Origin of the sequence: Amycolatopsis thermalba, assembly GCF_003385215.1 — a bacterium.
Taxonomy (GTDB): Bacteria; Actinomycetota; Actinomycetes; order Mycobacteriales; family Pseudonocardiaceae; genus Amycolatopsis_E; species Amycolatopsis_E thermalba.
The window spans coordinates 74,740-84,299 of sequence record NZ_PQHW01000016.1 but is presented as its reverse complement, the minus strand read 5'-3'; the positions used below and the strand labels follow the sequence as shown (position 1 = coordinate 84,299).

Sequence of the window (9,560 nt, the reverse complement as noted above, 5' to 3'; positions counted from 1 at the left end):
GCGCTGCGCCCGCCCGCCGCGTTGCGTGCTCCACCCCACCCCACCCCGCTGCGGCTTCGCTCTGCCCCCGTGCCCACCACCCGAGCCGACGGGGCTGCCCCGCCGCGCTCGCCGTTCGGCGCGGCCAGCCCCGTTCGGAATTTCTGAACGTCCCGGTTCCCGCGCGCCCGCGCGCGTTAGAACCGATGCCATGACCGAGTCTGCCGTGCTGCCCGTGACCCGGCGGGTGTGGCCGCGCGCGGCGTGGCTCATCACCGCCACCGGGTGGGGCGCCAACCAGTTCTCGCCGCTGCTGGGGGCCTACCGGCGCGAGATGGGCCTGTCCGCGGCGACCGTGACCGGGCTGTTCGCGATCTACATCGTCGGGCTGGTGCCCGGGCTGCTGCTCGGCGGACCCGGCGCGGACCGCTTCGGTCGGCGGCCCGTCGTGCTGGGGGCGGTCGTCCTGTCGGTGCTCGCGACGGGGGCCCTGCTGCTCGGCGAGGTGGGGGTGCCGTGGCTGGGCGTGGGACGCTTCGGCTCCGGGTTCGCCATGGGCGCGGTGCTGGCGGCGGGCAGCGCGTGGGTGAAGGAGCTGTCGCACCCGCCGCACGACGACGCCGCCGAGGGGACCGGCGCGCGGCGGGCCAGCCTGTTCCTGTCCGCCGGGTTCGGGATCGGGGGCCTGGTCGCGGCACTGATCGCGCAGTGGGCGCCGCTGGACGTGGCGTACCTGCCGCACCTCGTGCTGTCCGCCGTCGTCCTGGTCGCGGCGCTCAAGGTGCCGGAGACCGCGCCGCGGGTGGTGCCGGGCAAGCGGGTGACCGGCATCCGCGACCCGCGGTTCCGGCGGACGGTGGTGCCGGTGGCGCCGTGGGTGTTCGCCGCGCCCGCGACCGGGTTCGCGGTGCTGCCGTCGGTGGTGGAGTCGCGTCTCGGGGAGGCCGAGACGGTGTTCGCCGGCGTGGCGATCGCGGTCGTGCTGGGGGCCGGGCTGCTGATCCAGCCGGTCGGCCGACAACTCGCGGCGCGCGCCGTCGTGCTGCCCGCGCTGATCGGGCTGGCCGCCATCGGAACCGGGATGCTGCTGGGCCTCGCCGCGGCGGTGTCGGCACAGCCGGCGGTGGCGCTGCTGGCCGACGCGGTGCTGGGGTGCGGGTACGGGCTGTGCGTGACGTTCGGCCTCACGGAGATCGCGCGGATCGCCCCGCCGGAGGGCCTGGCCCGGCTCGCGTCGGTGTGGTGGGCGCTGACTTACGTCGGGTTCTGCGCGCCGTACGTGTTCGCGCTCCTCACGCAGGTGACCACGCCGCCGGTGATCCTCGGCAGCGCGGCGGGACTGGCGTTCCTGACCGGCGCGGGCGTGGCGCTACGCCACCGGACGGCGCCATCATGACGGGGTGGACATCGCGGACACCGACCTCACCGGCTCCACCTTCCGCACCTGCGACCTGAGCGGGCTGAAGATCGCCGACTCGCGACTGTACGACGTGTCCATCTCGGGCGACCTGGCCCGGTTCGTGGTCAACGACGTGGACGTCACGGACTTCGTGGAAGCCGAACTCGACCGCCGCCACCCCGAGCGCGTGCAACTGCGGACGATGGAGACGCCCGCGGACTTCCGGGCGATGTGGGGCACCATCGAATCGCTGTGGGCGGACACCCTCGCCCGCGCACGCCGGCTCCCCGGGGAGCTGCTCCACGAGCGCGTCGACGGCGAGTGGTCGTTCGTGGAAACCCTGCGGCACCTGGTCTTCGCGACGGACGCCTGGGTGAGCCGGACGATCCTGGACCAGCCGATGCCCTACCACCGGCTGGCCCTGCCGCAGACGTCCTACCCGGATCCGGAGACGCTGCTCGGTGTCGACGTCGGCGCGCGTCCGGCGCTCGACGAGGTCCTGGAAGTCCGCGCGGACCGGATGGGGCTGGTGCGGCGCATCGTCGGCGGCCTCACCGACGGGGAGCTGTCCCGGCCCTGCCGCCGATCACCGGCGCCCGGCTACCCCGCGGAGCCGCACCCGGTGGGCAAATGTCTGCGCGTGGTGATGAACGAGGAGTGCGAGCACCGCCGTTACGCCGTGCGGGACCTGGGCGTGCTGGAGGCGCGGACCAGCGGCAGGTAGACCTCGTCCACGATTTCGACCAGCACGTCGTCCGGGGCGGTGGGTACGCCGCGCACCACGAACTCGTTGCGCAGCAACACGATCGCCACCGTGGCGATCCTCGGGCGCAGCGCTCCCGGTGCCGCTTCGCCGCGTTGGACGGCCCGCTCGAGGATCGTCAGCCACGGGGCGGCCGCGTCCTCGCCCGGGTCCTGCAGCTGCGACAGCAGCTCGCTCGCACCACCGGCCGCGGAGATCAGCTCGCGCAGGATCGCGCCCAGCGGGGAACTCCAGTGACGGTTGGCGCCGCGCAGCAGTTCGAGCGCGTCCTCGCGCAGGCTGCCCGTGTCCGGCAGCGGCACCGACTTCGTGAGCCGCTGGTAGGCCGCGACCCCGAGGGACAGCCGGTTCGGCCAGCGGCGGTAGATCGCGTTCTTGTTGGTGCCGGCCCGCGCGGCGACCTTGTCCATGGTCAGCCCCGCGAACCCGGACTCGGTCAGCTCGTCCGCCGCCGCCCGCAGGATCGCGTCCTCCAGCGCGGCCCCCCGCCGCCGTGTCCTGGACTCCATGGGTACGCACAGTACCTTATCTCTGTTAGGGTACCGACAGTACCTTATTGGAGGAGATGACACATGCGAGCCAAGGGCATCAGTTACGACACCGGTTTCGTGCAGAACGGGAAGTGCTCCCGGACGCGATTCGACCCGGAGCTGGTCGAGCGCGAGCTGCGGACCATCCGCGACGACCTGCACTGCACCGCCGTGCGGATCACGGGCGGCGACCCGGAACGGCTGGAGTTCGCCGCGACCCGCGCCGCGGACATGGGCCTCGAGGTCTGGTTCTCGCCCTATCCGCTGGAGCTGACCGAGGCGGAGACGCTGAAGCTGTTCGCGGACTGCGCCGAGCGCGCCGAGCGGATCCGCAGGCGGGGAGCCGAGGTCGTGTTCGTCGCCGGCGCCGAGCTGAGCCTGATGAACAAGGGTTTCCTGCCCGGCGAGGGAGCCCGGGAGCGCGTCGCGTCACTGCTGGACAACCGGGAGCACATCGGCGAGGTCGCCAGCCGGATCAACGATTTCCTCGCCCGGGCGGTGGCCGTCGTGCGGGAACGCTTCGGCGGCCTGGTGACGTACGCGTCCGTGCAGCTGGAGCGCGTCGACTGGACGCCGTTCGACTTCGTCTCGGTGGACCTGTACCGGACGGCCGAGATCGCCGACCGCTTCGCCGACGGGGTCCGGGTCCTCGTCGCGCAGGGCAAACCGGTCGCGATCACCGAGTTCGGCGCCGCGACCTACCGCGGCGCGGGCGATCTGGGGGCGAGTGGTCTGGACGCGGTGGAGTACGACGACGACGGCCCGGTCCGGCTCAACGGCGTCTACGAGCGCGACGAGGAGGGCCAGGCCGCGTACCTGCGCGAGCTGCTGGAGACGTTCGACGCCGCCGGGGTGGACAGCGCGTTCGTGTTCACCTTCGCGCTGTACGACCACGTCCACCGCCCCGGCGGCGACCCGTGCCAGGACCTGGACCTGGCCAGCTACGGCGTGGTGAAGGTGTTCGCCGACCGCGACGGCCTGCCCTGGGAACCGAAGGCCGCGTTCGCCGCGATCGGCGAGTACTACGGGGAGCACTGAGCACGAGAACGGCCCCTCCCACCCGGGAAGGGGCCGTCACCACGAACGACTCAGCGGTCCGCGACCGCCTGCTCCGCCGCCTGCATCCACTCCCGCCACTGGGCCGCCTGCTCCTCGGCCTTCTTGGCGCGCCGCTCGTCGCCGGCGGCGCGGGCCTTCGCGGCCTGCGCTTCGAACTGCTCGACCCGCTCGCGGAACTGCGCGGCCCGCGCCTGGGCCTCCGGGTCGCTCCGGCGCCACTGGCTGTCCTCGACGGCGCGGATGCGGTCCTGCACCGCCTTGAGCCGGCCGTCCAGCTCGCGGATCCGCTCCCGCGGCACCTTGCCGATCTCGTCCCACTGCTCCTGGATCCGCCGCAGCTGCGCCTTCGCCGCGTCGAGGTTCGCGCCCGGGTCGATCTTCTCGGCCTCGACGAGCAGCTCCTCCTTGCGCGTGGCGTTCGCGGCGAACTCGGCGTCACGCTCGGAGAACGTCGCCGAGCGGCGGGCGAAGAACGCGTCCTGCGCGGCGCGGAAGCGCTGCCACAGCGCGTCGTCGGCCTCCTTGGGCGCCCGGCCCGCGGCCTTCCACTCCGCCATCAGTTCCTTGTAGCGCCCGGCGGTCGGGCCCCAGTCGGTCGAGTCGGCGAGCGCCTCGGCCTCCGCGATCAGCTCCTCCTTGCGGGCCTTCGCCGCCGCGCGTTGCTTGTCCAGCTCGGCGAAGTGCGACCCGCGGCGCCGGTTGAACCCCTCGCGCGCCTTGGAAAAGCGCTTCCACAGCTCGTCGTCGGTCTTGCGGTCGACGCCCTTGATCGTCTTCCACTCGTCGAGGATCGCGCGCAGCCGGTCGCCCGCGGCCTTCCACTGCACCGATTCGGCGGCGATCTTCTCGGCCTCCTCGGCGAGCGCCTGCTTGCGCCCGACCGCGGCCGCGCGGGCCTGTTCGCGCTCCTGCTTCGCCGCCGCCAGCGCGGTCTCGGCGTGCGCGACGATCTGGTCGATCCGCGCCGACAGCGCCGCGAGGTCCCCGACGACGGCCGCCGTCGGCAGGCTCTCCCGCAACTGCGTGGCGGTGGCGAGCGCGTGCTTCGGGTCGCCCGCGCCGGACGACAGCCGGGTGCCGAGCAGCTCGACCTCGGTGCGCAGGTCGTCGAAGCGCCGCGCGTAGTGCAGCAGTCCCTCCTCCGGCGAGCCGGCCTGCCACACGCCGACGGTGCGTTCCCCGTCCGCGGTCCGGACGTAGACGTTGCCCTCGTCGTCCACGCGGCCCCAGCGGGAGGGATGCGGCTCGGCCGGCGGGACCGGCGCGCCGTGACCGGCGGCGGGCGTGTGGCCGTGGGGCACCTGGTGGGGTGCCGGGGTGCCGGTGTTCTCGTCGGACATCGCAGGCTCCTTATCGCCTGTCGGCCCGCCTGGTGGCGGGCGCCCCGCGGGCGCGCGGGGCCGGGTCATGCGGGTTTCGTTCCCTCTGGCCGCATTCAAGCAGTTCAGCGCCGCTCGTGGTACTCGGTTGGGGGGTCGGAGCGGGTGATTCTACTTCCGGACCACGTGGGATCGCTGTGATCGTCGATCTCGCTGCGCTCCGTGTCCGCGGGTTGCCCGAGAGTGGCTGCCGGTAACCTCGACGGGTGTGATCGTGCAAGCCGTGGTGGTACCGCAGCCCCCGCTGCTCGTGCCCGCCCTGTCCCCGGGTGCGAACGCCGAGCTGGAGGCGCTGCGCGCGGCCTGCCGCACCGCGGTGGCGCGTCTCGCCGCCGTCACCCGGGAGTGGGTCGCGGTCGGCGCCGGTGACCACGAACGGGTCATCGAACCCGCTACGTCCGGGTCGTTCCGCGGATACGGGGTCGACGTTCCGGTCTCGCTGACCGCCGGGCCCGCGACCCCCGCCGACCTCCCGCTGCCCGCGCTGGTCGCGGCCTGGCTGCGCGAGCAGGCGGACGCCGGGTCGGTGCGCGTGCACCTCGCCGGCGGCGACCCGGCCGAGTGCGAGCGCCTGGGCAAGCACCTCGCCCACGGCGACCGGACCGGCCTGCTCGTGCTCGGCGACGGTTCGAACCGGCATGGCCCCAGGTCCCCGGGCAGCGAGGACGACCGCGCCCCCGCCTTCGACGACGCCGTCGCCCGCGCGCTGGGCAGCGCCGACACCGCCGCGCTGCGGGCGCTCGACCCCGGACTGGCCGCCGAACTCGGCGCCGGCGGGCGCGCGCCGTGGCAGGTCCTGGCCGGCACCGGCGACGACTGGCGCGCCGAGTTGCTCTACTCCGCGGCGCCGTTCGGCGTCGGCTACCACGTCGCGGTGTGGGAGCGCGGATGAAGCCGATCGCCGTCGTCGGCCCCACCGCCACCGGGAAGTCCGACCTCGCCATCACGATCGCCCGCGCGGTCGGCGGCGAGGTGGTCAACGCCGATGCCCTGCAGCTCTACCGCGGCATGGACATCGGCACCGCCAAGGTCCCCGAGGCGGAGCGGCGCGGCGTGCCGCACCACCTGCTCGACGTCCTCGACGTCACCGAGACCGCCTCCGTCGCCGCCTACCAGCGCGACGCGCGGGCCGTCATCGAGCGCCTGCTGGCCGCGGGCAAGGTGCCGGTGCTGGCCGGCGGCTCCGGGCTCTACGTGCAGGCCGTGCTCGACGACCTCCGCTTCCCGGGCACCGACCCGGCGGTGCGGGCGCGCCTGGAGGCCGAGGCGACGCAGGCCGGCGCCGCGGCCCTGCACAGCAGGCTGAGCAGGCTCGATCCCGCCGCGGCCACCGCGATCCTGCCGACCAACACGCGCCGGATCGTCCGCGCGCTGGAGGTCATCGAGATCACCGGGCAACCGTTCTCCGCGAACCTGCCCGAACCCGGTCCGGCGCGCTACGGCGCGGTGCTGATCGGGATCGACCGGGACACCGAGGACCTGGACCGGCGGGTGGAGCTGCGGGTGGACCGCATGTTCGCGGCGGGACTGGTCGACGAGGTCGCGGCCCTGGCCGAGCGCGGGCTCCGGGAGGGCAGGACCGCGTCGCGGGCGCTGGGCTACCAGCAGGTGCTCGCCGAGCTGGACGGCGACCGGGACTTCGCCGCCGCGGCCGAGGCGACCAAGCAGGCGACGCGCCGATTCGTTCGCAGGCAACGATCCTGGTTCCGCCGGGACGCCCGGATCCGGTGGTTCGACGGTGCCGATCTTGACGTGGCCGAGCGGGTGCTCTCCGTGGTGGACCAGTAGTCTGATCGTGTGGTTATCGAGTTCCTCAAGGGGCATGGCACCCAGAACGACTTCGTGGTGCTTCCCGACCCCGACGCCCGGCTGGACCTGACGGCGAGCCGGGTCGCCGCGCTGTGCGACCGGCAGCGCGGGCTCGGTGCCGACGGCGTCCTCCGGGTCGTCCGCAGGGAAGCCGTGGACATCCCCGCCGCGTCCGATTCGGCGGGGGAGTGGTTCATGGACTACCGCAACGCCGACGGGTCGATCGCCGAGATGTGCGGCAACGGGACGCGGGTCTTCGCGCGCTACCTCGTCGAAGCGGGCCTGGTGCCCGGCCGCGAGTTCGTCATCGGCACCCGGGCCGGCGACCGGCCGGTGGTGGTGCACCCCGATCTTTCGGTGACCGTGCAGATGGGCCCGGCCACGATCACCGGCGCGTCGGTCGCCATCGTCGACGGGCACAACTTCTCCGGCGTCGCCGTGAACGTCGGCAACCCGCACCTGGTGTCCATTGTGGACGAGGACATCGACGAGCTGGACCTGTCCCGCCCGCCCCGCTACGACAGCGACTTCTTCCCCGACGGCGTCAACCTGGAGTTCGTCAACCCGCTCGGCGAGCAGCGCCTGAAGATGCGGGTGTACGAGCGCGGGGTGGGCGAGACCCGCGCGTGCGGCACCGGCACCGTGGCGGCCGTCGCGGCCGCGCTGCACCTGGCCGGCACCGACACCGGGAAGTCCGCAGTGGACATTCCCGGCGGCCGGGTCGAGGTCAGTGTGGAGCGGGGGGCGTCGACACTGACGGGCCCGGCGGAGTTCGTGGCGCGGGGTGAGCTGGATCCGCGGTGGTGGGAGAAGGCGGGCTGACCGGCAGGTCGCGCATCTTCCGCAACGGCGACAACAGCACCGGCAGCATCGTCACGGCCATGAGCGAGCACCCGGCCCACACCGTGGGCCGGACGCCGATCAGTTCGCCCAGCCCGCCGCCCGCGAGCCCGCCCAGCGGCATCGTGCCCCACACCACGAACCGCACGGTCGCGTTCATCCGGCCCAGCAGCCGGTCCGGGCAGATCGCCTGCCGGTAGCTGACCTGCGCCACGTTGTAGACGACGATGCCGTAGCCGCTGGCGACCAGGCCCGCCACGCCCAGCGCCACCGACCAGCCCGGCTGGGACAGCGGCAGCAGCAGCTGGAGCGGCCAGGTGGTCAGCGGCACCAGCCAGATCGCCCTGGCCTGCCCGATGACGCGGGTCCAGAACCCGGCGGTCAGGGCGCCGAGCACGCCGCCGGCGCTGCCGAGGGCGAGCACCAGACCGACGCCGGACGGGCTCAGCCCGAGGTCGCGGGTGAGGAACAGGACCTGCATCGAGAGGACGATCGTCCCGGCGAAGTTGCCGGTCGAGGTGCACAGCGTGATCGCCCGCAACGCCGGGTTGCCGAACACGAACCGCAGGCCCTCGGCGATCTGCGTGCGCAGCGGGGTGCCGTCGTGCGGCTCGGGCTCCGGCTCGGGGGTCTTGATCCGCAACAGGAACAGCCCGGACGCGAGGTAGCCCACGCCGGTCGCGAGCACCGCGTTGGCCGCCCCGAACAGCTGGGTCAGCCCGCCGCCCAGCCCGGGCCCGGCCACCTGTGCGACCGACTGGCTGGCCTGCAGCTTGGCGTTGCCCTCCACCAGGTGCTGCCGCCCGATCAGCGACGGCAGGTAGGACTGGTAGGAGACGTCGAAGAACACCGTCCCGACGCTGACCAGCAACGCGACCACGACCAGCTGGGTCAGCGTCAGCCAGCCGGTCCACCACGCCACCGGGATGGTCAGCAGCAGCGCGGCGCGCGCGAAGGCGGCGCGCAGCATGAGCGGACGCCGTTTCATCCGGTCCACCCACACCCCGGCGGGCAGCCCGATCAGCAGGAACGCGGCGTTCTCGGCCGCGGTGAGCAGGCCCATCTCGCCCGGGGTCGCGGACAGCACGGTCGCGGCCAGCAGGGGCAGCACGGTGATCCCGACGAACGTGCCCGCCTGGCTGACGGTGTCGCCGGCCCACAGGAGGCGGAAGCCCGCGTGGAACCACAGGGAGTCTCTTCGGCGCACCCCGATAGGGTGACGTAGTGATTGGAATCCGTCAATCACTTCCGCGTTACGCTTACCCGGTGCGAGACCGCCGCCCCGCGACCGAGGCCGAGGCAGCCGCCCTGGCCTCGGGAATACGCCTGCGCATCATCCGGTTGACCTATGCGGAGGCGTTGACGAACAAGGAAATCGCGCAGCGCCTCGGCCGCGACCCGGCCACCACCCTGCACCACGTGCGCAAGCTCGTCGACACCGGATTCCTGGCTCCGCAACCGGTCCGCCGGGGCAACCGCGGCGCGAAGGAGATCCCGTACCTGTCCACCGGGAAGTCCTGGGACCTGTCCGGGAAGGACAGCGAGGCGCTGGCCGAGGCCATGCTCGAGGCCTACCTCGCCGAGGTCGCCGAGCTGGACCGGGGCGAGCTGGACCAGTCCCGCCTGGTGATCCGGGTGGCCCCGGACGAGCGCCGCGAGTTCGAGCGACGGCTGGCGGACCTGCTGGACGAGTTCCGGAACCGCTCCACGCCGGAGGGCGACGAGCAGTTCGCGGTCTACGTCGCGACGTACCCGAGCCGCTAAAGGATTCGGACAATCCCGCGAACCGTGGGACCATGGAA

The 9,560-nt window shown here is 73.3% G+C and carries 10 protein-coding genes; 7 read left to right on the top strand and 3 right to left on the bottom strand.

Features of this window, described 5'->3' with window-relative positions:
- Positions 1–190: 190 nt before the first annotated feature.
- Both D0D15_RS09875 and D0D15_RS09870 read left to right on the top strand, forming a co-directional pair.
- A complete protein-coding gene (locus tag D0D15_RS09875) occupies positions 191–1,375 on the top strand; it encodes an MFS transporter (RefSeq protein WP_233157416.1) in 1,185 nt (394 codons plus the stop codon).
- 4 nt (positions 1,376–1,379) lie between these two features.
- The gene (locus D0D15_RS09870; protein WP_094007497.1) at positions 1,380–2,102 is read left to right on the top strand and encodes a DinB family protein; all 723 of its coding nucleotides are present in this window, start codon (positions 1,380–1,382) and stop codon (positions 2,100–2,102) included.
- Here D0D15_RS09870 and D0D15_RS09865 read toward each other — a convergent pair.
- Entirely contained in the window at positions 2,051–2,650 is a 600-nt protein-coding gene (locus D0D15_RS09865; RefSeq protein WP_094007498.1) for a TetR/AcrR family transcriptional regulator, read from the bottom strand. The two genes, D0D15_RS09870 and D0D15_RS09865, sit on opposite strands and share 52 nt — an antisense overlap.
- Positions 2,651–2,713: 63 nt before the next feature.
- On the opposite strand from D0D15_RS09865, the gene D0D15_RS09860 reads away from it, so the two are divergent.
- Positions 2,714–3,709, top strand: a complete 996-nt coding sequence (locus D0D15_RS09860; RefSeq protein WP_094007499.1) for a hypothetical protein — start codon at positions 2,714–2,716, stop codon at positions 3,707–3,709.
- Between the two features lie 50 nt (positions 3,710–3,759).
- Here the strand turns inward: D0D15_RS09860 and D0D15_RS09855 are convergent, their stop codons facing one another.
- On the bottom strand, positions 3,760–5,070 hold the full coding sequence (locus tag D0D15_RS09855; RefSeq protein WP_094007500.1) for a DUF349 domain-containing protein: 1,311 nt from the start codon (positions 5,068–5,070) through the stop codon (positions 3,760–3,762).
- A gap of 247 nt (positions 5,071–5,317) precedes the next feature.
- Between D0D15_RS09855 and D0D15_RS09850 the strand changes: the two genes are divergently transcribed.
- Genes D0D15_RS09850 through dapF form a run of 3 tightly spaced genes read left to right on the top strand, consistent with a single transcriptional unit; the run spans position 5,318 to position 7,740 of the window.
- A complete protein-coding gene (locus D0D15_RS09850) occupies positions 5,318–6,001 on the top strand; it encodes a class III extradiol dioxygenase subunit B-like domain-containing protein (protein WP_094007501.1) in 684 nt (227 codons plus the stop codon).
- Positions 5,998–6,897 (top strand): tRNA (adenosine(37)-N6)-dimethylallyltransferase MiaA, encoded by a 900-nt coding sequence (miaA, locus tag D0D15_RS09845; RefSeq protein ID WP_094007502.1) that lies wholly within the window; start codon positions 5,998–6,000, stop codon positions 6,895–6,897. Before D0D15_RS09850 ends, miaA begins: the two co-directional genes overlap by 4 nt.
- A 9-nt stretch (positions 6,898–6,906) precedes the next feature.
- Positions 6,907–7,740: a diaminopimelate epimerase gene (gene dapF / locus D0D15_RS09840; protein ID WP_094007503.1), complete on the top strand. Its 834-nt coding sequence runs from the start codon at positions 6,907–6,909 to the stop codon at positions 7,738–7,740.
- On the opposite strand, the gene D0D15_RS09835 is transcribed toward dapF, so the two are convergent.
- On the bottom strand, positions 7,646–8,965 hold the full coding sequence (locus D0D15_RS09835) for an MFS transporter (protein ID WP_094007504.1): 1,320 nt from the start codon (positions 8,963–8,965) through the stop codon (positions 7,646–7,648). The genes dapF and D0D15_RS09835 overlap by 95 nt on opposite strands.
- A gap of 101 nt (positions 8,966–9,066) precedes the next feature.
- Here D0D15_RS09835 and D0D15_RS09830 point away from each other — a divergent pair, with 101 nt between their 5' ends.
- A complete protein-coding gene (locus tag D0D15_RS09830; protein ID WP_094007572.1) occupies positions 9,067–9,522 on the top strand; it encodes an ArsR/SmtB family transcription factor in 456 nt (151 codons plus the stop codon).
- Positions 9,523–9,560: the final 38 nt, after the last annotated feature.

What these genes read in the sequence shown, in the direction of transcription:
- D0D15_RS09875 (WP_233157416.1), top strand. Translation starts at nt 191, where the DNA reads ATGACCGAGTCTGCCGTGCTGCCCGTGACCCGGCGGGTGTGGCCGCGC.
- D0D15_RS09865 (WP_094007498.1), bottom strand. Translation starts at nt 2,650, where the DNA reads ATGGAGTCCAGGACACGGCGGCGGGGGGCCGCGCTGGAGGACGCGATC.
- D0D15_RS09860 (WP_094007499.1), top strand. Translation starts at nt 2,714, where the DNA reads ATGCGAGCCAAGGGCATCAGTTACGACACCGGTTTCGTGCAGAACGGG.
- D0D15_RS09855 (WP_094007500.1), bottom strand. Translation starts at nt 5,070, where the DNA reads ATGTCCGACGAGAACACCGGCACCCCGGCACCCCACCAGGTGCCCCAC.
- miaA (WP_094007502.1), top strand. Translation starts at nt 5,998, where the DNA reads ATGAAGCCGATCGCCGTCGTCGGCCCCACCGCCACCGGGAAGTCCGAC.